Genomic DNA, 26,214 nt, shown 5'->3' on the forward strand with positions numbered 1-26,214 from the left:
CTGGGTCCGCCGCCCGCCCGTGGCTTCAGTCGCCGTAGAACTGGACCAGGGCGAGGCGCCCGCTCACCCCGTGCCGACGGTAGATGCGGGTGAGGTGAGCCTCGACGGCCTTCACCGAGAGGTGGAGCCGGTTGGCCATCTGCCGGTTGGTCAGACCGGCGCAGGCCAGGTCGACGATCTCCTGCTGGATCGTGGACAGGACGGTTTCCGCAGGGTCCACCGCCCGGAGCGCGGTTTCAGCGACGCTCAGCCACGGTGTGCAGCCGGCGTGCCGGAAGGCGTCGCCTGCTGCCCGCAGGTCCGTCCGTGCGGAGGCCCGGCGGCGGTTGCGGTGCTCGAGCTTCCCGAGGACGAGCTGGGAGCGGGCCACCTCCAGCGGGTAGGGATGCGACTGCGGCAATGCGGCGCGCAGCTGGTCAGCCGCCCGCCGTGGGTCGCTGACCGCTGTCAGGACGGCGTCAGCCCGGTCGAGTCCCAGAACGACGACGTGGCGCTCGTGCCGTTCGGCCCGCTCCCGGGCCTCGACGATGACCGCGCAGGACTCCTCCGTCTGCCCGGTCAGGGCGAGGGCTTCCGCCAGGTCCGCGTCCAGCAGCAGCAGCGCTGGATCGTGGAAGCGCAGTTCCCGCAGGAGGGACGCGGCCAGTCCCAGATGCTGTACGGCCTGGGTGGTGTCGCCTTCGATCAGGTGGGCTCGGCCCCGAAGGCAGTGGGCGTAGCTCAGCCACGCGAGGTCCCCGACCGCCTCGATCGACCCGATCGCCTCCTCGATCAGGGTGACGGCGTGTCCGGCGGAGCCGGTGTTGAGTTCGGCGGCGGCGGCGAACACGTCGGCGAGCCGCACCCCGGTCTCGGTCAGCGGGAACATGTCCGCGGCCGCGAGATATAGGAGCTGTGCCTTGGCGCAGTGCCCCGCCCGCTCGTGGATGGTCGCGGCGATGTGGAGGATGTCGCACGCCGCGTCCGCACGCCCTGACCGCTCTAATTCCGCCCGCAGGAGCTCGATCTCCGCCATGGCCTGCCGCGTGTGGCCGCTGCGCAGGTACGCGGTGGCAAGGCCGCGCCGGACCTGGACGGCCGCACCGTCGACGGGGCTGGAGACGCTGAGCTGGCGTCCCTCCTCGAACATCGCCGTCGATTCGGGTGAGGCGGTCAGCAGGTGGAGGTAGGCCCGCAAAGCCAGGATCTCCAGCCGGCCCTGGTCATCTCCCGCGACGTGTTCCTGCGCCCGGTCGAGGCAGGCATGGGATTCGGCCAAGTTTCCGTATTGGAGGGCGTGGACTGCGGCCTCCACGTGAGTCGAGCAGATCGCGGCGTCTGACGCGTCCGTCTCGCGCAGGGCAGCGGCGATCAGCGCTGGTTTGTCGGGGTGGTTGTGGCTGAGGACACGGGCCGTCAGCAGCCGTGCCCTGACGCGGACGTCGGCGGCCGGGGCGTCGAGCAGCTGCTTGGCGCAGGTGAGGGCGAAGTCCACCTGGCCGGCCGCTGCGGCGTGCTGGGCTGCGGCGAGCAGGCGAAGTGCGCTGGTCGTGGAGTCGCCGGGCGTGTGCCGGGCCGCGAGCCGGAGCAGTTCCGCGGCGGTACCGGGTGCGGCGCGCTGCAGTGCCGTTTCCGCGGCCCGCACGAGGGTCTCGCCTATGGCGGCGGTGGGGGCCGGGGCAGCGTGAGCGAGGTGGCGTGCCTGTTCGACCGGGTCCGTGGCCAGGCGGGCCAGGGCCCGGTGGGCTCTGCGACGGGCATCGGGGACGGCGTCCGCGTAGACGATCTCGCCCAGCATTGGCTGGGCGAACCGTGGGCGACCGTCGGGCCCCCAGCGAACGATCCGCCCGCCGACGGCATGACGCAGCGTCTGCAGCGCGGCGGCGGGCAACTCGGTCGCGTGACGGGCTGCGGACAGCAACAGCAGGGCATGGCACGCCGCCGGCGGCACCTCGGACAATGCGCTGGCGACAAGCCCGCGCAGCCGCCGCGACACGGTGAGCGGCCGGGACGGGTCATCGGCCCAGTCCTCGACCGGATCGTCCTGGCAGGCACGGCTGAGCTCGATCGCGAGCAGCGGGTTACCGCCGGTCGCCTGGAAGACCCGGCGCAGCACGAGCCCGGTGACGTCCTTGCCCGACCGCTGCGCGAGAAGCCGCGCGACGCCCGCCTCCGAGAGCCCGCCCACCCGCAGATCGACCGTGTTCGGCAGGCACAGGATGTCACCGGCCGGGGCCTCGTCCGTACGCTCGGCGGCCACCACCATGATCTGGCGCCCGGCCATCCGGCGGAGCGCGAACTCGAGGACACGGCAACTCGCCTCGTCCAGCCACTGGATGTCGTCGAGCAGGACGAGCAGCGGCCTGGACGCCGCGAGGCACCGCAACGCCTCCACCACCGCCATGCGTACGGCGAGGGGATCCACGGGAGCGTCCGGCGGCGGCAGGTCGCGGAGCATGGCCATCCGCAACGCAAGCCGGAAATGTTCCGGCAGCAGGCCCTCGACCTCGGCAACGACATCGTCCAGCAGGTCGATGAGGGCGAGGTAGGGCAGTTGCACTTCCCCCGCGACAGACGCGCTCCGCAGGACCAGGGCGCCGCCGGCCACCGCCCGCCGGGCAAGTTCGTCCAGCAAGGCGGTCCGGCCGACACCAGGTGGCCCATACAGCAGGACACTGCTGCCGTCGGCCGCGCACGCATCGAGCCGGGCGAGCAGGTCGGCCCGTTCGATGAGAGCACCGGCCACTGAGCTGGCCGGCACTGACACAGCGCTGACGGCGTTCACGACGGACAGTGTCATCGCGGCGATGACAACACACCAGACCTGGCCAGGAATTTTACGCGAAAGCAACCTGCGCTGATCGGAAGGAGGAAGCGCTCAGGTGCGGTGACCCCGGAGAGGAGCGACTCGGGGACGTAGCCCCGGCGAGCCGGTGCTCCACCGGGGCGCGCACAGGACCGGACTGATCCGTCCGGTCCTGCCGACCCGGTGCTGCGGCGAACTGGCACGAGCGATCTGACCAGTGCCGCCGACGCGGCTCGGCGGGTCCACCGATCCGCCGATGCAACAGAGCCGGCGCGGCCTACGGCCCGTCGACGCGGATCGGCATGCTGGGTGAGGACGCGGCGGGAACGAGCAGCCGGGGGTTTCCTGAGCCGTCGGCGGGAACGGCCCAGATGTCCGAGCTGCCCGCTGCGCCGGGTCTCGCGTAGGCGACCTCGCTGTCGGACAGCCACTGCGCTTGGTCGTCAACGCTGGCGGTCTCCGCCAGCGGAGCCTCGCGCATCGTGACCAGGTCCAGCACGTGCAGCCGCCATGGCTCTGCGGCCGACGGCGAGACCCGCTTCTTGAACGCGAGCCGGGTCCCGTCCGGCGAGAGCGACGGGCATTCCACATTGCCCCGCAACGTTCGCGCCTCCCACTTGGCGTAGTCACCTTCGACCAGGTAGGTCCGGCCCTGCGTGGAGACCGTCGCGTAGAAGCGGTTGTCGTCGGCGGCAAACGTGACGCCCCAGAAGTTCACGTCCGCGGCGTGGTGGCGCCTGCCGTCGATGTAGAGCGGGATCGTCTCGATGTTGACGATCGGATAGCCAGTCCTGGTGTCGAGGATCCCGGTCCAGGTGGAGAAGCCGGTGGCGTTGTAGGACTCGCCGGTGACGAAGACCGTCCAGGCCACCATTCTGCCGCTGGGCGAGACCCTGGCCCGGCTCGGGACGCCTGCGAGGTTGAGGCGGTTCGTCTCGCGCAGCTCGCTGTCGAGAATCAGCGCGCTCGTCCGGGGCAGGCCGCCGCGCACCTCGGCCGTCAGGCAGACCGCCGTCCCGCCGGAGGAGTGGAAACGCCGGCAGCTCAGGTCGCCGACGGTGCGGGCTGCGCCCGGGTCGTCCGACGGCACGGCCGCGACCCGGGCGCCTGCGTCGAGAAACAGCAACTGCCCCGAGCGGGTGGTGTCGAGAGCCGCCCCGGCCGGCGACGGATCGGCCGCGGCCAGCACGGCATAGGTGATCGCGACCGCGGCGAGCGCCACAATCGACGCGGCGAGGACCAGGGCACGTTTCACAGGATCACCTTCCGGGCGGCGAGTAGGGAGAACGCGAGCCCGCCCGCCATCACGAGCAGGCCGGTCCGGGCGTCCCAGGCGGTCCAGAGCGCGCCGAAGGCGACCGACGAACCCAGCCGCGCGAGCGCCTGCGCGGTCTGGAGCACGGCCATCCCGCTGGTAAGCAGGGCCTCGGGCAGCAACGGTCCGGCGGCGGACATCAGGACGCCGTCCGTGGCCGCGTAGAACGTGCCGTGCAGCACGAGGACCGCGATCAGCAGCGCGATGCCGGTCGCCGTACCCGCGAGCAGCAGGTAGGCGGCGAGGAGGGCGACGTGCCCGCCGAGGAAGACCCCGACGCGGCCCCGCCGGTCGGCCAGGCGCCCGAGGGGCACGGCGAGCAGCAGGTACACCGCGGCCGTGCCGAGCGGCAGCAGCGGGAACAGGCCGGGCGTCATCGCGAGCTGTTTCTGCAGCAGCAGGTAGACGAAGAGGTCACTGACCGTCACCAGGCTGAGCAGGACGGCGACGGCGCAGATCCGCCGGAACGCGGGATCGCCGACGATGGCGCGCACGGCCGTCCCGATCCGCGGTGGCTCGGCCGCGAGAGTGGTGCGCGGGTCGCGGACGTAGAGCGCGAGCAGCACCAGCCCGAGCGCCGCGACGCAGAAGGAGGTCATGAATACGGCGTCGTAGGACCCGCCGGTGGCGGCGAGCACCCCGAACGCGGCGAGCGGGCCGAGGAAGGCCCCGAGCGTGTCCATGGCCCGGTGCACGCCGAACGCCTGCCCCAGCCGGTCCGGCGGGGTGGACAACGAGATCATCGCGTCCCGCGGGGCCGTCCGCAGTCCCTTGCCGGCCCGGTCCGCGGTGATCACGGCGCTGAGGGCGCCGACCGAGGTCCCGGCCAGCAGCAGACCGAGTTTGGCCAGGGCGGAGAGGCCGTAGCCGCTCGCGGCGACGAGTTTGCGGTGGCGCCAGCGGTCGGAGGCGTGCGCGCCGGCGAGGCGGACCAGTGCGGTCACCCCGAAGTGGAGGCCGTCGAGCACGCCGATCTGCAACGGGTTGAGCCCGAGCGCGAGCACGAGGTAGAGCGGCAGGACGGCGGTGACCATCTCGGCGGAGATGTCGGTGACCATGCTGACCATGCCGAGGGCGAGGACGTTCGCCGGGACGGAGCGCAGCAGCGCCCGTCCCGGCGGACGGTTGGCGGTGATGTACATCAGTGGCAGGTGTAGGTCGGGCTCGTGTCCTTTACCGCGCCGTCGGTCCCGATCAGCTGCGAGGAGAAGGTGCTGTCGGTCAACGTCAGCTTGATGACGCCGTACGTCCCGGACAGCCGCTTGAGGCTGTTGGGCTGCACGTTGACGATCGGGTAGGGCGGCGCGCCGGCCATCCCGCCGAGCAGTTCGACCATGCCGTTCGGGTCGGCGTCGCCGTCGGGGTCCTGCGGGCCGAACCGCTCGTAGTGGTGGTCGTGGCCGTTGAGGACCAGGTCCGCGCCCTCGTTGTAGAGCATCTGCCAGATCGGCCTGCTCACCGGGTCGTTGCCGTGGTCGCCAGAGCTGTACAGCGGGTGGTGCCAGGACGCGGCGATGCAGCCCTTGGTGTTCGCGGCGAGGTCGGCCCGCAGCCAGGAGATCTGCGCGGCGTCGTCGAGGCTGTTGGAGTTGAGGACGATGAAGTGCCAGTTGCCGTGGTTGAAGCTGTAGTAGTTCTTGCCCTGCGGGTAGGCGATCGACCCGAAGTAGGACTTGTAGCCGGCGTACTCACCGGCCGGGTCGTATGTCTCGTGGTTGCCCGGCGCGGGCCGGATCTTCGACTTGAACTTGCCCCAGGTCTTGTCGAAGTAGTTCTGGAAGTCCGACAGGCGGGCGTCGTCGTACTGGTTGTCGCCCATGGTGATGACGAACTCGGGGTTCATGGCCGTGACGAGCGCGGCCGTCTTCGGGTGTTGGCAGGAGCTGGAGCTCGCGGTGCACTGGTCGGCGATGTCACCTGCGGCGGCGACCGTGAAGGTGGTCCCACCGGTCGGGCTGGGCGAAGGAGACACGGTGGGCGAGGCGGTCGGTGCCGTGCCCAGGGTGAGCTTGTCCATGTTGGGGCCGCCGGTCGCCGTGGTGGCGGTCGCCCGGATCGTGTTGGCGCCGGCCCGGAGTGGCACGTTGATCGTCTGGTCGGTCCAGGTGCTCCAGCTACCGGTGGGGTTGAAGGCGAGCCCGGACGTCACGGTGGCGCCGTTGACCGCGATGCTCAGCGGCCGTCCCGAGGTGGTGCCGTTGGCGTAACGGAAGGTGCCCGGCCGGCTGCCGGCCGCCGCCGCGGTCACGGTCCATTCGATGTAGCCACCGACGACGTTGGTGTAGTCGACGAACCCGGTACCGGTGTATCCGGCATGGTTGCTGAGGACGGCAGCCTGGGAGAGCGTGGCGTTCTCGGCCTGGTGGTCGGTGCCACCGGGATCAGGGGTACCGTCCGGGCCATAGACCTCCAGTTCCCAGAGCGAGTAGCCGTAGGACGTGCTGCGGGCGGTGCCGTAGACGCGCAGGTACCGTCCGTTCGCGCTGAGGCCGGTGTGGTCGTCGGTCCCGCCGTCCGCGCCGGTCACGGTCTTGACGGTGGTCCAGGCGGTCCCGTCCGGAGAGGTCTCCAGCCGGTACGCCGAGCCGTACGCGTCCTCCCAGGTCAGCTTGACCCGGTTGATCGCGACGGACGAGCCGAGGTCGACGCGGAGCCACTGCGGATCCGATCCTTCGACGCTGGCCCAGCGGCTCGTGGCGCTGCCGTCGACGGCGTTCTCCGGACCGTATTCGCTGCTTTCGGTCGACGAGGAGGTGGCGGGCCGGTTGTGGGACAGGAGCACGTCGGCGGCGTCGGCCCGGTCGACGATGACGATCAGTGCCGTAGCCACCAGCATGGTGCTGGCTACAGCGAGGGTGGGTAGCTTTCTCTTCCAGCGCACGGTGCCTCCTTGGGGAGGGAGTTCAACCGGCCGGGGGCAGTTGTTCACTGAAGCGCGTCACGTCCGAGGGTGTTCCGGAGCCGCGCCAAGCCGCTTGGGGAGAGGTTTTCAATTACGCATTTCGATGTCAAGAGGTTAGGAAGACAATTTGCCTTTTCGGTCGCGCCCCCGTCGGCATGGGCTCGGAGCGTTCAGTGGTCACCGCTGTTTGCATCGCCGACGGTCCAGTCGATGGCCGGCGCCGTCGGCGATGCGGTGACGTCGAGCCCGCGACGCCGTGCGGGTGCGCTCCGCACGGATCGGAGCAGGGACCCGTGCGGAGCGGCACTTCGCTAGCTGATGGTGATGCGCAGGATGCGGTCGGCGCCGTTCGCGGCCCCGCCGTTGTTGTCGCAGTTGGTGGTGCTGAGCCAGAGCTGGTCGGAGCCGGGCACCTTGGTGACCGTGCGTAGGCGTCCGTACGTGCCCGTGTAGTACGCCGTCGGAGTGCCCGTGGTCTCGCCGCTGAGCAGCGGGATGCGCCACATCTGCTCGCCGCGCAGCGTCGCCATGTAGACGACGTCGCGGACGATCGCGATACCGCTGGGCGAGGCGGTCGACACCGACCATTGTCGCTTCGGGTTCTCCATGCCCGCGACGCCGCAGGTGCCCTCGCAGGTCGGCCAGCCGTAGTTCTTGCCCGGCTTGATGAGGTTGAGTTCGTCGTACATGCTGTTGCCGAACTCGGCCTCCCAGAGCCGGCCCTGCGAGTCGAACGCCAGGCCCTGCGGATTGCGGTGGCCGTAGCTGTAGACCCGGGTACCGAACGGGTTGCCCGGCGCCGCGGCACCGGTCGGCGTGATTCGCAGGATCTTGCCGTTGAGCGAGTTGAGGTCCTGGGCCCGGCTGCTGGTCTGCCCGTCACCGGTGGAGACGTAGAGGTACCCGTCCGGCCCGAAGGCCAGGCGGCCACCGTTGTGGTAGCGGTTCTTGGCGATCCCGGAAAGGATCGTGGTGTACCCGGTCAGGGTGCTGCCGTCGTAGGTCATCCGGGCGACCCGGTTGCCCTCCGAAGCGGTGTGCATGAAGTAGACGTAGTGGTTGGACGCCCAGCCGGGGTCCACGGCGACGCCGAGCAGGCCTCCCTCACCGGCGGTGGTGACGACGTTCGGGACGGTCCCGACCTGGGTCCGCACACCGGACAGCGTCGCCTTGAAGACCTTGAACTGGCCGGAGGTGACCTTGTCGTCCCGCTCGGTGACGAGGGCGGTCTGCCCGTCGGGCATGAAGTACGTGCCCCAGGGAATCGTCCAGCCGGTGGAGATCTGCGTGATCCCTGACGGCACGCCGCCGCTGCAGGTCGCGGTCGTGAAAGACACCGTGTTGCTCTGCCCGGACGTGTTGCCTGCGCCGTCTCGGGCGACGACATTCAGCCCGTACGCCGTGTTGCAGGCGAGCCCGGTGACGGAGGTGGTCGCCGCCGGGGGCGTGCCGATGACCGACTTGATGACGGTCGTCCCGGTGCGCACGTCGTACGCAGTGACCCCGACGTTGTCCGTGGACGCCGTCCAGGTGAGCGTGACGCTGCTGCCGCTCAGATTCGAGTAGGCCAGGTTCGCCGGGGCGGTCGGCGCCTGGGTGTCGGAACTGGCCAGGGTGGAGCAGATCGCCTGCGCGCTGGACAGCGAGACGTTGCCGGCCGCGTCCCGGGCGAACACCGACAGGCGGTACTCCGTGTTCGGCGAGAGGCCGGTCAGGTTCCGCGAGGTGCCCGTGCCCGTCGTCTGACTCAGCAGGTTGCCGTCGTGGTAGATGTCGTATCCCGCCACCCCGACGTCGTCGGTGGACGCGCCCCAGTTCAGCGTCATGCTGGTGGAGGTGACGGCGGAACAGCTCGGGGTGCCCGGTGTGCTGGGCGCCTGCGAGTCGCTCTGCCCGGTGACGCGCAGCCGGTCGATGTTGCCCAGGCCGAGCGCGCCGGTGGCGGTCAGCCGCACGGTGTTGGCTCCCGCGGCCAGCGTCGTGCTGACCGTGACGTCCGCCCAGTCGGTCCAGGCGGTGGTCGCCGGGAACGGCTGGTTGCCGACGAGGTTGCCGTTGACCGCGATGTCCCCCGGCCGGTTCGCCCCGCCGGAGTTGGCGTAGCGGAACGCCAGCTGCGCGGTGCCCGCGGCGGCCGCGGTCACCGTCCACTCCACGTACGCCCCCGCCGCGTTGGTCGTGTTGACGAAGCCGGTGCCGGTGTAACCGGCGTGGTTCGACTCGACCGCGCCCTGAGCGATGACGGCGTTCTCCGCCTGGTAGTCGGTGAAGGCCGGCGCTCCGGCGACCTCGAATTCAAGGTGGTCGAGGTTGGCGGTGCCGGCTGCCGAGGTGGAGGTGACCCGGACGGTGTTGCTGCCGGCGCCGACCGGGGCGGTGACGGTCTTGTCGGCCCAGGTGTCCCAGTCGGAGGTGCTGCCGAACGGCGCCGCCGCCGCGACGCTGCCGTTGACGGCGATGTCGGCCTCGTAGCGGATGGGTGCGGCATGGGCGGGAGTCGCCATGAGGGCCGACCCGACGATGAGGATTTCCGTGCCGAGCGCGGCGATGAGTCTCATGCCCGCTCTGGTTCGTACCATTGCGTGCCTTTCTCCCGGAGGGCGAAAGATAGTCAAACTGACTTACAGTCGCTGATGCTACGGCTGACCATGCATACCGGTCAATATTTGAGTGCCGCCATGCGGGGCAGTGTCAGCCCGGGTGCTCGACACTCGGAGGATCACTTGGCACGCCGGAACCCGTCTCTGCTCGACGGGCCCCGGGAAGGCGCGGACAGCCGGCTAGACGGCGGTCCTCAACGCGGACTTCGCGTCCATCGTGGCACCCAGAGCGTCGAGGCCGGCCAGGGCGGCGCCGACGACCGGAGCCTGCGCCGACACCACCACCTCGGCGCGGGGCAGCGCGGCCAACACTCCCTCCACGATCGACTGGTGCAGCAGCGGGTGCCGGGCGGCGAGCACGCTTCCGCCCAGCACGAGAGCCAGCCGTTCCTCGCGCATGCCCAGCCGCTCGGCGGCGACCCGGGCCAGGGACAGCACCTCCGTTGCCTGTTTGGCCACGATGCGACGGGCCACCTGGTCCCCGCCGGTCGCGACGGCGAACAGGACCGGGGTGAGCTCGTCGACGCGGGCGGGGGCGACCTCGCCGAGGTGCACGGCGATGCCGAGGTCCTCGACCGTGGCCACCCGGAAGTGGTCGATGACCGCCTCGGTCAGCCGGGTGGCCGGCCCGCGGCCGTCCTCACCGCGTGCCGCGTGCCACAGCGCCAGGGAGGCCAGGTCGTGCCCGCCGCCCCAGTCTCCGGTGAGCATCCCGAGGGCGGGGAACCGTGCGGTTCGCCCGTCGGCGTCGCGGCCGACGCAGTTGATCCCGGCGCCGCACACGACCGCGATCGCGCGTTCGGCGTCGGTGCCGGCGCGGATCAGAGCGAAGGTGTCGTTGTCGACCCGGTTCTGGTGTGCCCACCCGGCCGCAGTCACTGCCTCGGTCAGGATCCGCACCTCGGTGGGCAGATCCGCGCCGGCGAGGTAGACCTCGGCCCGGTCGAACACCGCGGCCGTGCCGAGCCCCGCGTGCTGCTTGGCCTGCGCGATGAGCCGGCCGAGCAGGCCGATGGTGCCGGGCACGCCGATCAGATGCGGCGAGGACGCCGGTCCCCGGGCGCGCCCGAGCACGGCTCCGGCGCCGGTGGCGATGATGACGTCGGTCTTGGAGTTGCCGCCGTCGACCGCGACCACGGTCCTTTCGCCGATCATGCGGCCCACCTCAGGTGCGCGGCGTTCAAGGCGAGAAGCCGGTCGGTGAGGCCCTCGGCGAGGTCGTGCTGGCCGACCAGTGGATGTGCCAGCAGCGCCTGGTAGACCCGCTGCCGTCCACCGGCCACGGCGGCGTGCACGGCCAGTTCCTCGTACCCGCTGACGTGGGAGATGAGACCGGAGATGTGGGGGCCGACGGCCCGGACCGGCAGCGGCGCCACGCCGTCGGCGTCGACCCGGCAGCTGACCTCGATGACGGCGTCGTCGGGCAGGAACGGCAGGGTTGCGTTGTTGCGCACGTTGACCGAGTGTGTGGTGCCGTCGCCGCTGCGCAGCGAGCCGATGAGCCCGACGGCGGCCTCGGAGTAGTACGCGCCGCCGCGCTTGGCGAGCAGGTCGGGTTTGGTGTCGCGGGTGGGGTCGGCGTACATGGACAGCAGGGCACCTTCCAGTTCGGCGACCTGCTCGCCCCGGGTCGGTGCGCCGCGTTCCTGTTCGACGACCTGGTCGTGGGCGTAGAAGTAGCGCAGGTAGTACGACGGCACCGCGCCGAGTGTGGCCAGGATCGCCGGGGGCAGGTTCACCTCGCCTGCGATCTCGTCCAGGTGCGCCGACAGCAGCTCGGGCAACCGGTCGACGCCGTCGACGTGGACGCCCCGTTCCCAGGTCAGGTGGTTCAGGCCGACGTGGTCGAGGGTCACCTGCCCGGGTGCCACGCCGAGCAGCGCGGCGAAGCGCCGCTGGAAGCCGATGGCGACGTTGCACAAGCCGACGGCCCGGTGCCCGGCGTCGAGCAGGGCGCGGGTGACGATGCCGGTCGGGTTGGTGAAGTTGACGATCCACGCTCCGGGTGCGGCGTGGCGGCGTGCGCGTTCGGCGACGTCGAGCACGACGGGAACGGTGCGCAGGGCCTTGGCGAGACCGCCTGCTCCGGTGGTCTCCTGCCCGACGCAGCCGCATTCGAGCGGGAACGTCTCGTCGCTGATCCGCGCGCGCTGCCCGCCGACCCGCAGTTGGATGATGACGACGTCGGCGTCGGTGAGCCCGGTGTCGAGGTCGGTGGTCCAGGTGATCCGCCCGGGGTGTCCGTGGCGGCGGAAGATCCGCTGCGCGAACCCGCCGACGATCGGCAGCCGGTCGGCTGCCGGATCGATCAGCGCTATCTCGGTGACGGCCCCGTCGAGGCGGGCGAACCCGTCTATCAGCTCGGGGGTGTAGGTCGAACCTCCGCCGACCACGGCGATCTTCATGGAGTTGCTATCCTTTCACGCCGGTCAGCGTGACACCCTGGACGAACGCCTTCTGAGCGAAGAAGAACAGGACGATGACCGGGACCATGGTGAGCAGGGTCGCCGCGCTGACGAGATGCCATTCGACGTGGTGCAGCGACCGGAACGAGGCGAGGCCCAGCGAGATGGTCCAGGCGTCCTGGTTCTCGCTGGTGTAGAGGAACGGGCCGTAGTAGTCGTTCCAGGCGTAGAAGAACTGGAACATGGCCGCAGCGGCGATACCGGGCCTGGCCATGGGCAGGATGACGCGCAACAGCGTGCGCCACTCGCCGCAGCCGTCGACGCGGGCCGCGTCGAGGTACTCGTCGGGGATGGTGACCAGGAACTGGCGCAGCAGGAAGATGGAGAACGCGTCTCCGGCCAGCATCGGCAGGATGAGCGGCCACAGCGTGCCGGTGAGTCCGATGTTGGCCCACATCATGTAGAGCGGGACCGTGGTGACCTGCGGCGGCAGCATCATCATGCAGATGATCAGGACCATCGTCGCGTTGCGGCCGCGCCACCGCAGCTTGGCCAGCGCGTATGCCGCCGGCACGCTGGCCAGCAGCATGAACCCGGTGGCCAGGATCGCGTAGAGGAACGTGTTGCCGATGAACCGCAGCAGCGGCGTCTTCCGGAACACCTCGACGTAGTTCTCCGGGTGCCAGCTCTGCGGCCACATGTTCGCGGTCAGCGTCTGGTCGCTGGTCATGAACGAGGTGAGCAGCAGGAAGGCGATCGGGGCGAGGAACATGATGGCCATCGCGATGCCGATCGCGTGGCGGGCGACGAAGCCGAGCACGTGGTGTCCGAGGCCGCTGGGTATGGACTGGGTCATGAGTCGCCTCCGCTGAACGCCTTGAACCGCCGCAGCAAGATGATCGTGGCGGTCATCGACACCACGAACAGGATGACCGCCATGACGTTCGCGGCCCCGAACAGGTTGTTGCCGAAGCCGATCGAGTAGAGCCGCATCGGGTAGGTCAGCGTCGAGTTCTCGGGGTAGCCGAACGTGCCGGCGATGCCGCTGCCCGAGGTGACCTGGCCGGAGGCGACGCTGCCGGCGACCGCGGCCTGGGTGAAGTAGTTGAACGTGCCGATGACGCCGGTGATGGTCGCGAACAGCAGCACCGGCGAGATGGTGGGCAGGGTGACGTAGCGAAACCGGTGCCAGCGGCCCGCGCCGTCCAGCGACGCGGCCTCGTAGAGGGCCTGCGGCACGTCGAGCAGCGCCGCGACGAAAATGATCATCAGGTCGCCGACGCCCCACAGGGCCAGCAGTGTCAGCGACGCCTTGGCCCAGTCGGGGTCGTTGAACCAGCCCGGCCCTTCGAGGCCAAACTGCGCCAGCAGCGTGTTGACCGGCCCGGTGCCTGGCTTGAGCAGCAGCACGAACGCGATGGTGGCGGTGACCGGGGGCGCGAGAGCGGGCAGGTAGTACAGCGTGCGGTAGATGCTGCGGGATCGCTTCATCGCATTGAGCAGCATGGCGGTGAGTAGCGCGCCGACCGTCCGGGCGGGGACCATCAGCAGCACGAACACCAGCGTGTTCTTCGCCGCGATCCGCACCGTCGGGTCGTCGAACACCACGTATTCCCAGAAGTCCAGCCCGACCCAGACCGGCGGGTTGAACATGTCGAAGCGGGTGAAGGAGAAGTAGACCGCAGCGACCAGCGGGTAGACCAGGAAGATCAGGATGCCGATCAGCGCGGGCCCGATGAAGGTGAGGGTGACGAGGGAGCGCCGGACCCGGCCGGCACCCCCCTGGCTGGCTGCGGTCGGCATCGCTGCTAGCCGGCCAGCTTGATCATCTTGTTGACCCGGACGTCGACGCCGGCCAGTCCGGCACTCAGGTCCTTCTGCGTCCCTGACTGCCACCCCTGCAGGAACTCGGAGAAGGTCTCCTGGTAGCCGGGGCCGATCGCGCTGGGCGGGGTGGTGCCCGAGTTCGGGTTGGCGAAGATGTCGAGGAACACCTTGAACGCCGGGTCTGCGGTGAGCCGCGGCGAGGTCAGCGCCGCGGTGGTGGTCGGCACGTTGCGGATGCCGTTGGACAGGTCGACGATGCTGTCGGTCTCCGTGGTCAGGAACTTGATCAGAGCCCAGGCCGCCTCCGGGTTGCGGGCGGTCCGCGAGACGCCGATGACGTTGCCCGAGATGTAGCCCGCGCCCGCGCGTTCGGCCTTGTTGACCGGCAGCGTGGCCACCCCGAACTCGACGTTCGGCGCCTGGTCCTTGAGGAACGCCATCCGCCACTCGCCGTCGACGGCCATTGCGACCTTGCCCTTGTGGAAGGCGTTGTCGGCCGACCACTCGTCACCCAGCGAGGCGCGGAACTTCTCCAGCTTGTCGTAGCCGTACCAGTCGACGAGTTCCTTCTGCCAGGTGAGCAGCTCCTTCCAGGCGGGGTCGGAGCCGATCGCCGAGGTGCCGTCGTCGTTGAGCCACTTCGCGCCGACCATCGGCGCGAAGTGCGACGGGGAGTTCTCGTAGAAGCCGAACAGGGGCAGGAAGCCGGCCCGCTCGATGGTGCCGTCCGCCGAGCGCCTGGTCAGCTTCTTGGCCATCTCGGACAGTTCAGCGAGGGTCTTCGGGGCCTCGGTCAGCCCCGCCTCGGCGAACATTCCCTTGTTGAAGTAGAAGCCGTACGCGTCGGCCAGGAACGGCATCGTGCACCGCTTGCCCCGGAACTCCGTGTAGGAGCGGGCGACCTGCGGAATCGTGTTCAGGTCTACGCCGTCGCGCTGCAGGTACGGGTTGAGATCGACCCACGCGCCCGCAGCGCAGAACTTGCCAACGATGTCGGTTGAGTAGCTGATCGCCACGTCCGGACCGGTGCCGGCGCCGATCGCGGTGGTCACCTTGGCGTCGTCCTGCCCGCCCTTGACGCTCAGTGTGACCTTCGGGTACTTCGCCTTGAACTTGGCCAGCGTCTCGTCGAGGGCCTTGGCCTCACGGTCGGTGAAGAAGTGCCACAGTTCGACCGCGCCGGTGGGCTCGACGCCCGAGGTCGCGATCGGCTTCGGCGCCTCGGTAGGGGTGCACGCCGTGACCACTGCCAATGCTGCGACCATGCCGGCCATCATGGTCATACGCCGGTTCAGCAAGCGCTGCATGAAGTGTTCCTCTCCGGAATCAGAAATTCGGAGTTGCGGGGTCGCGGCTCGGCCGAGCCCTTCGCCTGGTGTGGCAAGGACGCCGGTCGGGCCACACGGGGTGGTGCTGATCTGCGGTGCTGATCGGAGGAGCAGGGCTGAGCGCGCCGCGGCAGACGGCGGTCAGCCGGCCTGCATGGCGGTGCGCTGGTTGTCGATCAGGGATTCGCGCACCGCTCGCCATCCGGCTTCGAGCGCGCCGAGCAGTACGGCGTCGTCGGTGACCTCGGTGACGGCGATGGTGATGTCGAGCGGGGTCGTGCCGGGCAGCGCGGCACGGACCCGCTGCGCGAGCGCTTCCCCGCCGGCCTGCGGGACGTCGCCGGCCAGCACGATCAGCGGCGGGTCGAGCACGCCCGCGACGGCGGCCAGACCGAACGCGATGCGGGCGGCCACCGCGTCGAGGAAGCGTCCGGCCCGAGGGTGGCCCGACGCGACGGCCACACCGATCGCGGCGCCCGGGGTGGCGGCCGCGATGCCGTGCTCCGCCGCGAGCGCTACAACGGCGGGACCACCGAGCAGGCTCTGCAGGTCGGCAGGCGGACGGTCTGAGGGCAGCGACACCGGCACGTAGCCGATTTCGCCTGCGCCGCCGCGCCCCCCGCGTAGCAGCGTGCCGCCGAGGTCGATGGCCAAGCCGAGACCGTCCCCGATCCAGAAGAGTGTGAAGCTGGCGCCCCCGGCGGCGACCCCGTGCGTACGTTCGGCGATCGCGGCGAGGTTGACGTCGTTCTCGACCTCGACCACGGTGCCCAACCGTGCGGCGATTCGTTCGACGAGACCGGGCCGGTCGAACCCGGGCACGTCGATGTAGTGGATGACCCCGCTCGCCGCGTCGTACGAACCCGGCACCCCGAGCTTTACGTGGCGGACCGCGGAAGCGCCGACCCCCGCCTGCCCGATGACCCGGGTGACCGTGTCGGTGATCGCGTCGACGGGGTCGAGTGTCGTCAGGTCGATCGAGTCCTCGATCCGGGCGTGCACCACACCACCGGCATCGATCAGCGCCGCGACGAGCGACGGCCCCGGAATCTCGGAGACCTCCCGGATACAGATCGCGACCGCGAACCCCGCCTCCGGATTCGCCGAGTAGATCTCGGCGTTCGGTCCCGGGCCACCCGAGCTGCGTCCGACCACCATCGCCAGCCCCGCGTCGGTGAGGCTGCGCAGCACGTCCGAGGTTGTCGGCTTGCTCAGCCCGGTGAGCTCCCGCAACTCGCCACGGGTGAGCGGGCCATGGTCCAGCAGGTGGGCCAGGATCGCACTCTCGTTCATGGCGCGCAGCAGCTTCGACGAACCGGCTGGTCGGGTCATCCGCCCTCGCTTGTGTCAAAGGAACGTTAGGCAATCAAATTTACTAATGCCGGAGACTAGGGCGACGAGTCCGAAGTGGTCAAGAGGTGCGACAGAATCGTTAGGCAATCTTCCTAACCATCTTGTGTGACGGACGTCTCCTGGCATACGTTCCCCCCGAGCCCGGGGCCCTGGGCCATCGCGACCGCTCGCCGACGTCCCTCGTGCGGTCACATGTCCGCTCGTATCACCGCGTTCCGCAGCCGCGGCACGCACCGCGACCCTCCATAGGGAGTCCCGCAATGATGCGCAGAACAGCCTGGCCCGGACGAGCCCGCCCCATGCTTGCGGCCGCCGCCGTGGCCACCGCCGGCACACTTCTCGGCGGGCTCGTCCTCGCCACGTCCGCCGAGGCCGCCACCAACCTGGCTCTGGGCCGCACCACCGCCGTCTCCTCCACCGAAACCTCCTCGCTCGACGGCGCCAAGGCCGTCGACGGCTCGACCTCGACCCGCTGGGCCAGCACCGAGGGCAGCGACCCGCAGTGGATCCGCATCGACCTGGGCAGCACCCAGCAGATCGGACAGGTGACACTGCGCTGGGAGGCCGCCTACGGCAAGGCATACCGCATCGAGGTCTCGCCCGACGCAAGCACCTGGACCACGATCTACTCCACCACCACCGGCAACGGCGGTACCGACGACCTCACCGGACTCACCGCCAGCGGGCGCTACATCCGGATGTACGGCACCGCCCGCGGCACCACGTACGGGTACTCGCTGTACGAGTTCGAGGTCTACGCGCCGACGGGCACGCCGAGCCCCTCCCCGACTTCCACTCCCCCGCCCGGCGGAGTTGCCGTGCCGTTCGGCTCGCACCTGCGGCCGTACGCCGCGGGCACCCTCAAGCTGTCCGGCGCCGCGTCCACGCACGACCAGACCGTGATCAGCTACTACAACACCTGGAAGAACGCGTTCATCAAGCAGAACTGCGGCAACGGCTGGTACGAGGTCTACTCCCCCGACGCCGACCACCCGTACGTCGCCGAGGCGCAGGGCTACGGCATGGTCATCACCGCGCTGATGGCCGGCGCCGACCCCAACGCGAAGACGCAGTTCGACGGCCTGCTCAAGTACGTGCTGGCGCACCCGTCGGTCAACAACCCGAACCTGCACGCCGCCGAGCAGAACACCTCCTGCACCTCGGTCAACGGTTCCGACTCCGCCACCGACGGCGACCTGGAGATCGCGTACGGGCTGCTGCTGGCCGACAAGCAGTGGGGCAGCACCGGCGCCTACAACTACAAGTCGCTCGCCGTCACCCGGATCAACGCGATCAAGGCCAGCGAGATCAACGCCACCACCAAGCTGACCCTGCTCGGCGACTGGAGCAGCGCCGGCGACTCCTACTACTACCTCAGCCGCACCTCGGACTGGATGCCCGGCCACTTCCGCGCCTACCGGAAGGCGACAGGCGACACCGCCTGGGACACCATCCTGGCCAAGCACCAGTCCGTCACCGCGTCGCTGCAGAGCGGCTACGCCCCCAACACCGGTCTGCTGCCCGACTTCGTGATCAACACGAACACCACGCCGAAACCCGCCACCGGGCAGGTGCTGGAGGACCCCAACGACGGCAAGTACTGGTGGAACGCCTGCCGCGACCCGTGGCGGATCGGGGCCGACGCGGTCACCAGCGGCGACGCGCAGTCGCTGGCCGCGGCCCGCAAGCTGAACACCTGGGTCAAGGCCAAGACCGGCGGCAACCCGTCGAACATCGCCGTCGGCTACTCCCTCGACGGCACCGCGCTCAGCTCGGGCTCCGAAGCGGCGTTCTTCGCGCCGTTCGCGGTGACCGCGATGACCGACCCGGGCAGCCAGGCCTGGCTCGACGCACTCTGGAACAAGATCAAGTCGACGGTGCTGGACACCTCGGGCTACTACTCGGCGAGCCTGCAACTACAGACGATGATCGTGGTCTCCGGCAACTTCTGGACCCCGTGACACCGCCCGCACAGTGACCGGCCGCGGGCGGCCCCCTGATGACCGAGGACCGCCCGCGGCAACCTGTCCTCTCGTTCACCGGGAAGGTCGCTGATCCCGGGCGGCGGCGAGCCTCCCTCGTCGTCGACGACATCGGCCTGTCTAAATATGTTTACCGTACCTATCCTGAGCTGCAAGAGCAGCTTGGAAGAGGCTCAGTTGTCTTTGAAGGGGCTGAGGGTTCTTCCGACAAGATAGCCCAGCGGAGCGGGCAGGGACTTCCACGCGGCCGAGGTGAGCCACCCCCGCTTTCATGGAGCTTCTTGATCACGGTCTGTTGGCCGTGGGGAGGAAGTCGTCCGTGGCAGCACCGAAGAAGTACCCCGCAGTTCCGGCAGCACCGTCACCGGGCTGGGCCGCTCCTGCGCGCTGCTCACCGACGGCCGGTTCTCTGGTGGCACCTCGTCGGCCACGTCTCCCCCGAGGCGGCCTCGGGCGGGCTGATCGCGCTCGTGCGCGACGGCGACGGCGACGGCCCGGTCGATCGAGTGGAACGTCCAGGCCGGCGAGCTGACCGCGCGGCGGGTGGCGGAGGAGAAGCGGGACCGCCCGTACACCCGCGTCGACCGGCAGCGCCCGGTGTCGGCGGCGCTGCGCGCATACGCCTCGATGGCGACCTCGGCCAGCGACGACGCGTACCGGCGCGTCCCCGAGTAGGAAGACGATCGCCGCTCGACGACGAGTGGTCCGGGGAGAGCGAACTCCCGCCCCGGACCACCGATCGTCCGCTACGTCCCGCCGAACGGATCGGGCAGGAACAGGAACTCCTTGGCGAGGGCACGCACCTCGACCCACTCCGGGGCCGTCGACAATGCCTCCGGTTCCCACAGGTGGGCCTTGTCCGCGCCGCTCATCAGGTCGAGCATCTGGTCGATGCGGCGGGCCAACGCGGCCTGCGCCGGATCGACCAGCTCAGCCTCCTCCAACGGTTCCAGGAGAGCGACCACCGCTTCGAGCTGGAGCGCCAACTCGTCCGCCGAGCCGCCGACGCCGGCCCTGCGCAGGTACTCCCGCTGGTCGTCGGGCGCCAGCGCGAGACGAGCGACCACCCGCGTCAGCCCGCACAGCACCGAGATCACGCGGGCGGGATGAAGGAGATCATCCGGATCGTGGCCCGCCGCCTGAGACATCGGATCACCTCTCCAGAGCGAACGCGTCACTTCAGCTGGTCGAGCTTCCACTGCGGCAGCTTCTCCCGGTACTGAGGCAACCTGGCCTCCGGCTTGTTCGGCTGCTTGACCTTCCAATAGGGGAGCTTCCCGTGATGGCCACCGCCGGGATGCCACTGGATCATCCTACCGGTCGTGAACTGCTTGCCCCTCTTGACGGTGTATTCCCGGAACATCCACCCCTGCCCCTTGTGGGCGCCCTTACCGAGTTTTTCGATCTGCCAACCGGGCGACCCCTTGACGATGGCCTCCACCTGCGCGGGAGACATGTCATACAGCAGGTACGGGTTGCCCATGATGTCCTCGACGGATCCGAGCTGGCTACCCACCGGCCGAACAGCCGTCCCCGGGCCCGCTGCTGCCGTCGTCGCCGCAGCCGCCCGGGGCGCGGCGGGCAGCGCCGCCGCATCGATCACCGGGCGGGATGCGGCCGCCGACGCTCCGGCCAGTGGGGCGAAGAGACCACCGACGATCCCGCCCCCGATCATCCCGTTCGTGACGTCGGTGTTGAACTCGTCGATGTCGAAACCCTCGCCCTGGGCGGCATCGACCGCGTGGCCGGTCGCCGCTGACGCGCCCCCGGCTAGTGCACCGCCGACGACTGCGGCCGTCACGGCGCAACCCACGCCTGCGGTAGCTCCGCACAGCGCGGCCACACCGACACCGACAGCGACCCCGACCGCGACCTGTGCGACGAATTTCCACGGGTCCTCCTGGTAGGAGTCGACCACGGATTTCGCCGCTGCACTGACGTCGTCGACGACGGTGTCGACAGCTGAACTCACCGCCCCCTTGGCCTTGTTCCACAGCCCGGAGAAAAGCAGGCCGCTGGGATCGGAGAAGCTGGGTGGCGCGTTGTTGCCATAGGCGTAGCCGTGCATCTGCTGTGGGTCGCTGGTGTCGATGATCGGGTCGACGGAGATGAAGCGACCGGTGCTCGGGTCGTACTCGCGGGCGCCCAGATGGGTCAGACCTGTCGGGTCGATCGTGCCTCCGACGAAGCCACGGTCGCCGGCCCACGCCGTCGGAGCAGAACCGCGGACGTCACCGAAGGGCAGGGTCCGCCGCCGCTGGACCAGGAGGTCGGCCGCCTTCAGGCTCAGCTCAGCCGTGTTGTGCTGGTCTGCGACGAACCACGTCAGACCACCGGCCTTGGTGCGGACCGCGATCTGCTGGTCCAGGTGCGTGTAGTAGCGGGTGCAGGTGGCGGCCGTGGACCCGGCTGCGACCTTCACCTCCATGCCGTTGGGCAGATACAACGTGCTCCCGCCGCCCTGCGGGTCGCGCCGGATGAGCCGGTTGCCCTCGGCGTCGTACAGGTAGCTGACGGTCCGACTGCCGGTCTGCGCGGAGCTGAGGCGGCCCTCGTTGTCCCAGATCAGATTCTGCGGCGTTCCCGCCAGGCTCCGAACGGTGGTGTTGCCGGACTCGTCGTACTGGTATGTGTCCACCTGATCGGCGCCGACCGGGCGGTCGGTCGTCACGTCCCGCAGTTCGTGCGGTCCGGAGCCGGCCGCACCGCCTTGCGCCGGGTAGCGATAGCTCCTGATGGTGTCACCGCCGGCCGCGTGCAGGATCTCCCTGCTCCGGCTACCCGTCTGCCCGGCAGCGTCGTTGTACTCGTAGCTGTGCCAGTAGGGCGCCGGCCCGCCGAGACCCGTCACCGACCGCGCGGCGTCGCCGCAGTCACCCGCGCCTGGGGTCCAGGCCTCCTTCAGCCGGCGCAGGTGGTCATAGTTGTAGCACTGGGTATCGGTGGACTGGCCGTACGGCGCGTCGTGGACCCGGGTCAGGTTGCCGGAGTCGTCGTAGTCGTAGCTGATGTCGGCCGGCACCGCCGCGTTCTCAGGCGACACCTTGGTGTTCCGCAGCCGGTTGGTGCCGTGTTCGATGGTGTAGTTGATCTGCACCCGCTTGCCGAACGCTCCCAGGGTCCGCTCGACAAGCTTGCCGACCTTGTCGTACCCGACGGAGTAGACGTAGATCCCCAACCCGGACACGAATGTCGTCGGAGCGCCGACATCGTTGTAGTTGAACAGCATCTGCTCAGCGGCGAGGTCGTTCCGCACCGCGGGCAGGATGGTCGAGGCGATCTGACCGTCCGGCTTGTACTGCGATGAGAACGTGTACGAACAGGGGTCCGCGGACGTGGACGCACAGAGTGCGCCCTCCGTGCTCGGAATGGTCACCCGGGTGCCGCTGGGCCGGCCCGCCACGTCGTAGCCGGTCACCTCGTTCGTGTACTGCCGACCGTTGTCGAAGCGCACGGAACGGGTGAGTTTGCCGACACCGTCGGTCAGAGTGTCGTAGGTCCACTGGGCGCGGATCGGACCGGTCTCCGAGTCGTCGCGCAGTGTGGACTTCCGACCCAGTTCGTCATAGGTCGTCACGAGGATCCGACCCCGCGCATCCGTCACCTTGGTGATCTGGCCGCTGAGGTCGTACTCGGTCAGACTGACGCCCTTGTCCGGGTCCTCGTCGCGGACCTTGTGACCGCGCTGGTCGTACTTGTACTTCCACTCGTTGCCGGCCGCGTCCCGGATGCTCGTCAGCTCGCCACGATCGGTGTAGGTGTAGCGCGTCGTGTCGAAGGCGGTCGCGTCCTTGAACTGTCGCAGTTCGACCGTCCGTCCTTGAGCGTCGACCAGATTCCCGGTCTTGGTACCCCCCTTCGGCGGCGTGACGGTGGTCAGGTCACCCTGATAGGTCGTGCTGGTACGCCACTTCTCCTCACCGCCGATGCCCTGGACCTTGAAGATCTCGGCAGACGGGCGGCCCGCACCGTCGTACAGGTACTCGGTGAGCGACGGCGCCACCTCCCGGCCTGCCGGCCCCAGGAGTTCGGTACTCACCGCGGCGTTCGTGGTGTCGTAGTGCGGATGCGTGGTCCACCACTTCAGCCCGCGGGAGTCGTAGTAGACGTCGGTGACCGCACGTCCACCGCCGGGAGCCTGCGTCTGTGTCTGCCGTTCCCGCAGCCAACCGTCGTAGAGCGTGACCGACGTCTTGTAACCGGTCCCGGTCGGCAACAGCTTCCGGGTGGTGACCGCGGTGGGCTTGGTGTTCCGGACCAGGTAGCTGAACTCCAGGTTGCTCGTCTGGGTGGCTTGGTCCCGTCCGGGTAGCCACACCTTCACCAAACGGCCCAGCCCGTCGTAGGCCAGAGCGGTCTTCGCACCGTTGGGATCCACCGTCTGCGACGGCATGTTCCACGCGGTCGCGAACGTGGTGACGGTCTTGTGCCCCTTGGGATTGGTCGCTGTGGTGCTGGTGACCGGACCCGCTGTCTCCGGCACGTACTCGGTGCTCGTGGTGTGGTTCAGCGCGTCGGTGCCGTACTTGACCCGCCCGTTGGCGTCATAACCACTCGTGGTGATGGTCGACCAGACCGGCGTGTTTCCCTGCCAACCGCTCACCTCCTCACTCTTGACCGGCAACCCCCGCACCGGCAGATCGGTGTCCCAGTTGTTGTTCACCCGATCGAAGGTGGTACGGGATTCGGACAGCAGGTCCGCGGGCAGGTTCGCGGTGGCGGTACAGGCGACCCCCACCTGCTGCGTCCGCTTGACCTTGTTCAGCATCCAGATGGTCCCGTTGCGGGCGTACCAGGTGCGGGTGCAGGTGTCGTCGGCCGCCGTGTTCTCGTCACCGAGGTCGTTGACCTCGTAGGGAAGGTTGTCGGAGTTGTACTTGGTGGCAGTCTGCGTCCAGCGGATGCCGTCCGCCTCCGTCGTCGTCCTGCTGTAGGTGCGGACCTTGGCGGTATTGACCATGTACGCGCGCAGCGAGTTCGCCGAAGCAGTCTGCGCCGGAGTGGTGGGCGTGGTGATGCTGCCGGACACCCACGGCCCGTTGGCGCCGTCCCGGGTCGTCTCCTCGAGGAGTTGCCCCGCGTACGCGTCATGGTCCTCGACGCGCCCACCGAAGGAGTCTTCCACCCACACGTCGCGGGTGCCGCTCGCCTGCTTGTCACCGTCCATGCCGCGCAGGTAGCGGTACTCGGTGGTCAACTGCGTTCCGGTGGCCAGGCCCTTGCGGACCTTGACGTGTCCGTATCCCCGGAACTGACCCCAGGTACGTTTCTTCTCCTTGACGAGTTCACTGTCGTCGAAATGCCAGGCGGGATCGTCGAGGTAGTCGTAATAGACCTTTTCCGCCTCGCCGGCGCCGGTGTTGTCGTTGGTGTCGACGAAGTCCACGGCATACTTGTGGAACCAGTCCAACACCGGGGTGGTGCCGTCGTTGCTGTAGTACTGCGGCATGCAGCGCTTGGTATTGGTCGACGGCGTGGGCAGCGCGGACCGGACGCAGTCAAGAGGCTTGAAGGTCACCACGACCTGCGCACCGGTCTCGGTGGTGATGGTCCGGACCCGCCAACGGAAGAGTGCCGTCTTCCCGTCGCTCGGGCCGTCGACACGATTGGGTAGCGGGTCCGCCCCGGGGTCGAAGACGATCTCCGGGTCCGAGGCCACGGAGCCGCCGGCGGTCGTGACGTGGCCGGTCCTGGTCAGACCTCGCAGATACATGGGGATGCCCTCACCGTACGGGTATCCCGCATCGAGGTACTCGTGACGCAGCGCCCAGGACTCGACGTCCACGTACGCGCCACCCGAGGTGTGCACCTGCGCCCGGATCTTCGCCAGGCGCTTCTGCGTGAAGTAGCTCGGATTGAGCTTGTCGGTGCACGGCGACGCATGGCAGTACCGGTCCCACGGGGTGTCGGGCCAGGCCGACGGCACAGGCTTACCACCCGAGTCGTAGCAGGTCGCGCCGGCCTTGCACCGGTCCGCGACATCGAAGATCACGCGAGCCGACGCGTAGGTGGTCGATGGCGCGTCGGCACGGTTGCCGTATTCGATCCGGGTGAGATATCCGCCGCGATCGTAGGTGGTCCGTTTGGTGGCGTCCGACTCGCGCCCGTAGGCTCCGGTCTCCTTGGCGTAGAAGAGGGTCATCGTGTTGCCGTGCGGGTCCACGACGTAGTCGAGATTCCACCGCCAGGCCTGTGTCTCGCGGGATGCGGCGAAGTCGTTGGCCACGTAGCCCGACTCACCCGGGTGATTGCCGTACACCTGGCTGGTCCACACCGACTCGGTCGGGGTGCCGGCACTCGCTCCGCCCATACCGTGGTGACGGCCGAAGTAGTACTGCGTGCCGTCCGGCGTGGTCACCCGCCAGTACTCGCCGTCGTTGTCACCGTTGCCCAACGACGTGTCCTTGAGCAGCTCGACCTTGGATCCGTCGTCGCTGACCCCCTTCCAGCGGCCGTTGCCGGCGTCGACCAGTTCCGTGGACCCGCCGTTCAGTGAAAGGGTGGCGTTGCTACGCCACCAACACTGATCCCCCGTCTTCTTCGTCTTGTTGTTCGGTGCCTTTCCGTCGACATCATCGGTGTCGTCCGCGCATCCCTGGTAGGTGCGCTCGACATAGCCGGGCCACATCTCCCAGCCGTCGCCGATCCAGGAGCCCTGGTTGTTGGTGCCTGCGGTGCGTCCGTCGATCGACTGCGAGTTGTACGACAGGGAGAGCGAGGGTTCCGGGCCACCGACGCCGGGGACCACACGCAGCGGGTACGACCAGGAAAACGCACCTGTCTGCGCCGACACCTCCCAGGTGGAGGAGGGCGACAGGCTGGTGGCCGTGTAATCCCCGTTGTCCCCGCTGGCCCCGGCGGCGAGGGCGATGATGCTGGACCTGTCGGCGGCGCCCACCGGCGCCACGGCGGACACCGTCCCGTCCTGGAAGTCCCGGCGCGAGACCAGCGGGGTAACCGTGGTGCAACCGGTCACCTCCGGGGTGGTGAGCGCGCATTCCGGTAGCGCGATCAGGCGGGCCCGGGCCGCCCAGTCGCCGCCGAAGGCCGCGGCGACGGAGCGGTAGTCGACGGCGACGGCTGCTCTCGCCGGTCGACGTACCGAATCGGCTCGGTTCACCTCGAGCAGCAGCCCGTCGATGCCGGCGCGCTTGGACCTCGCCCGATCGTGCACCCGCACGGTGACGGCCCGCAAGGGTTCTTCCCTGCCCCGCGCGGCGGCAACCTCGGCTCCGGGATCCTCGACCGGGGCGACGGAGACCGGCGTCCCGGGGGCTCGTACCAGTCCGTTCCGTGCGGCCCTGCCGGTCGCGGCCCGGCTGGCGAGCCTCGGCGCCCGAGAGACGTCGACGGTCACCGAGCCGGCGGCGGGCCAGGCGACCGCGACGTCACCACGCGCTTCGCGCTTCGCTGCCGTCCACGTCGGTCGGGGCGTCCAGTCGAGCTGCCGGAGCGGGATCCCCGCCGCCTTCGTGGCGTCCGGCGGTTTCCATCCCGGTGTGGCGAGGGCGGGCACCCCCGGGAGCAGCGTCACCGCCAGGACGGCGGCCATCGGCCATCCCAGCCAGCGAGTGCGGTTCGCCAGTCGGGACAGCCCCGGTGGCCCGAACCGGCCATAGGTCCTGGACATGTACGCGGTCCTTCCATCGCCGACCCGGTCGGCACTCGGCATTGCAGGAAGTCGGACGGCCACGGATGCGGGTCGCGCAGGACGCGA

14 protein-coding genes and 1 pseudogene are annotated in these 26,214 nt (G+C 69.3%); 2 read left to right on the forward strand and 13 right to left on the reverse strand.

Annotated elements, in window-relative coordinates; genetic code table 11:
* Positions 1–25 precede the first annotated feature (25 nt).
* The 11 genes from ACQPZO_RS20030 to ACQPZO_RS20080 form a co-directional block, all read right to left on the reverse strand.
* Positions 26–2,779 (reverse strand): AAA family ATPase, encoded by a 2,754-nt coding sequence (locus ACQPZO_RS20030; protein ID WP_433343058.1) that lies wholly within the window; start codon positions 2,777–2,779, stop codon positions 26–28.
* A gap of 283 nt (positions 2,780–3,062) precedes the next feature.
* Complete coding sequence (locus ACQPZO_RS20035; protein WP_433343059.1) at positions 3,063–4,040, reverse strand: TolB family protein; 978 nt, start codon at positions 4,038–4,040, stop codon at positions 3,063–3,065.
* Positions 4,037–5,242 carry an MFS transporter gene (locus ACQPZO_RS20040; RefSeq protein ID WP_433343061.1) on the reverse strand — a complete coding sequence of 402 codons (1,206 nt, stop codon included), beginning with the start codon at positions 5,240–5,242 and terminating at the stop codon, positions 4,037–4,039. Before ACQPZO_RS20040 ends, ACQPZO_RS20035 begins: the two co-directional genes overlap by 4 nt.
* Positions 5,242–6,981: a discoidin domain-containing protein gene (locus tag ACQPZO_RS20045; protein WP_433343063.1), complete on the reverse strand. Its 1,740-nt coding sequence runs from the start codon at positions 6,979–6,981 to the stop codon at positions 5,242–5,244. Before ACQPZO_RS20045 ends, ACQPZO_RS20040 begins: the two co-directional genes overlap by 1 nt.
* Before the next feature lie 332 nt (positions 6,982–7,313).
* Positions 7,314–9,560 (reverse strand): PQQ-dependent sugar dehydrogenase, encoded by a 2,247-nt coding sequence (locus ACQPZO_RS20050; protein WP_433343064.1) that lies wholly within the window; start codon positions 9,558–9,560, stop codon positions 7,314–7,316.
* A 222-nt stretch (positions 9,561–9,782) separates the two neighbouring features.
* Positions 9,783–10,757, reverse strand: a complete 975-nt coding sequence (locus tag ACQPZO_RS20055; protein WP_433343066.1) for an N-acetylglucosamine kinase — start codon at positions 10,755–10,757, stop codon at positions 9,783–9,785.
* Positions 10,754–12,007, reverse strand: coding sequence for a 6-phospho-beta-glucosidase (locus tag ACQPZO_RS20060; protein WP_433343068.1), 1,254 nt, complete (start codon positions 12,005–12,007; stop codon positions 10,754–10,756). Before ACQPZO_RS20060 ends, ACQPZO_RS20055 begins: the two co-directional genes overlap by 4 nt.
* A gap of 7 nt (positions 12,008–12,014) precedes the next feature.
* Complete coding sequence (locus ACQPZO_RS20065) at positions 12,015–12,863, reverse strand: carbohydrate ABC transporter permease (protein ID WP_433343070.1); 849 nt, start codon at positions 12,861–12,863, stop codon at positions 12,015–12,017.
* Positions 12,860–13,810, reverse strand: a complete 951-nt coding sequence (locus ACQPZO_RS20070) for a carbohydrate ABC transporter permease (protein ID WP_433343072.1) — start codon at positions 13,808–13,810, stop codon at positions 12,860–12,862. Before ACQPZO_RS20070 ends, ACQPZO_RS20065 begins: the two co-directional genes overlap by 4 nt.
* A 5-nt stretch (positions 13,811–13,815) precedes the next feature.
* Positions 13,816–15,141, reverse strand: coding sequence for an ABC transporter substrate-binding protein (locus tag ACQPZO_RS20075; RefSeq protein WP_433343074.1), 1,326 nt, complete (start codon positions 15,139–15,141; stop codon positions 13,816–13,818).
* A 162-nt stretch (positions 15,142–15,303) separates the two neighbouring features.
* Positions 15,304–16,494 (reverse strand): ROK family transcriptional regulator, encoded by a 1,191-nt coding sequence (locus tag ACQPZO_RS20080; protein ID WP_433343076.1) that lies wholly within the window; start codon positions 16,492–16,494, stop codon positions 15,304–15,306.
* Positions 16,495–16,814: 320 nt separating this feature from the next.
* Here ACQPZO_RS20080 and ACQPZO_RS20085 point away from each other — a divergent pair, with 320 nt between their 5' ends.
* Positions 16,815–18,476, forward strand: coding sequence for a glycosyl hydrolase family 8 (locus tag ACQPZO_RS20085; protein ID WP_433343078.1), 1,662 nt, complete (start codon positions 16,815–16,817; stop codon positions 18,474–18,476).
* A 387-nt stretch (positions 18,477–18,863) separates the two neighbouring features.
* Positions 18,864–19,172 (forward strand): annotated as a pseudogene (locus ACQPZO_RS20090) (dihydroxy-acid dehydratase domain-containing protein); the annotation flags it as partial.
* Positions 19,173–19,243: 71 nt separating this feature from the next.
* Here ACQPZO_RS20090 and ACQPZO_RS20095 read toward each other — a convergent pair.
* Together ACQPZO_RS20095 and ACQPZO_RS20100 are read right to left on the reverse strand one after the other, a co-directional pair.
* A complete protein-coding gene (locus tag ACQPZO_RS20095; RefSeq protein WP_433343079.1) occupies positions 19,244–19,645 on the reverse strand; it encodes a hypothetical protein in 402 nt (133 codons plus the stop codon).
* A 26-nt stretch (positions 19,646–19,671) separates the two neighbouring features.
* Positions 19,672–26,049 carry an RHS repeat domain-containing protein gene (locus ACQPZO_RS20100; protein ID WP_433343081.1) on the reverse strand — a complete coding sequence of 2,126 codons (6,378 nt, stop codon included), beginning with the start codon at positions 26,047–26,049 and terminating at the stop codon, positions 19,672–19,674.
* Positions 26,050–26,214 lie beyond the last annotated feature (165 nt).

Origin of the sequence: Micromonospora sp. CA-111912, from assembly GCF_050948415.1 — a bacterium.
GTDB lineage: Bacteria > Actinomycetota > Actinomycetes > Mycobacteriales > Micromonosporaceae > Micromonospora.

What these genes read in the sequence shown, in the direction of transcription:
- ACQPZO_RS20050 (WP_433343064.1), bottom strand. Translation starts at nt 9,560, where the DNA reads ATGAGACTCATCGCCGCGCTCGGCACGGAAATCCTCATCGTCGGGTCG.
- ACQPZO_RS20100 (WP_433343081.1), bottom strand. Translation starts at nt 26,049, where the DNA reads ATGGCCGCCGTCCTGGCGGTGACGCTGCTCCCGGGGGTGCCCGCCCTC.
- ACQPZO_RS20075 (WP_433343074.1), bottom strand. Translation starts at nt 15,141, where the DNA reads ATGCAGCGCTTGCTGAACCGGCGTATGACCATGATGGCCGGCATGGTC.
- ACQPZO_RS20085 (WP_433343078.1), top strand. Translation starts at nt 16,815, where the DNA reads ATGCTTGCGGCCGCCGCCGTGGCCACCGCCGGCACACTTCTCGGCGGG.
- ACQPZO_RS20030 (WP_433343058.1), bottom strand. Translation starts at nt 2,779, where the DNA reads ATGACACTGTCCGTCGTGAACGCCGTCAGCGCTGTGTCAGTGCCGGCC.
- ACQPZO_RS20040 (WP_433343061.1), bottom strand. Translation starts at nt 5,242, where the DNA reads ATGTACATCACCGCCAACCGTCCGCCGGGACGGGCGCTGCTGCGCTCC.
- ACQPZO_RS20065 (WP_433343070.1), bottom strand. Translation starts at nt 12,863, where the DNA reads ATGACCCAGTCCATACCCAGCGGCCTCGGACACCACGTGCTCGGCTTC.
- ACQPZO_RS20095 (WP_433343079.1), bottom strand. Translation starts at nt 19,645, where the DNA reads ATGTCTCAGGCGGCGGGCCACGATCCGGATGATCTCCTTCATCCCGCC.
- ACQPZO_RS20070 (WP_433343072.1), bottom strand. Translation starts at nt 13,810, where the DNA reads ATGCCGACCGCAGCCAGCCAGGGGGGTGCCGGCCGGGTCCGGCGCTCC.
- ACQPZO_RS20055 (WP_433343066.1), bottom strand. Translation starts at nt 10,757, where the DNA reads ATGATCGGCGAAAGGACCGTGGTCGCGGTCGACGGCGGCAACTCCAAG.
- ACQPZO_RS20060 (WP_433343068.1), bottom strand. Translation starts at nt 12,007, where the DNA reads ATGAAGATCGCCGTGGTCGGCGGAGGTTCGACCTACACCCCCGAGCTG.
- ACQPZO_RS20080 (WP_433343076.1), bottom strand. Translation starts at nt 16,494, where the DNA reads ATGACCCGACCAGCCGGTTCGTCGAAGCTGCTGCGCGCCATGAACGAG.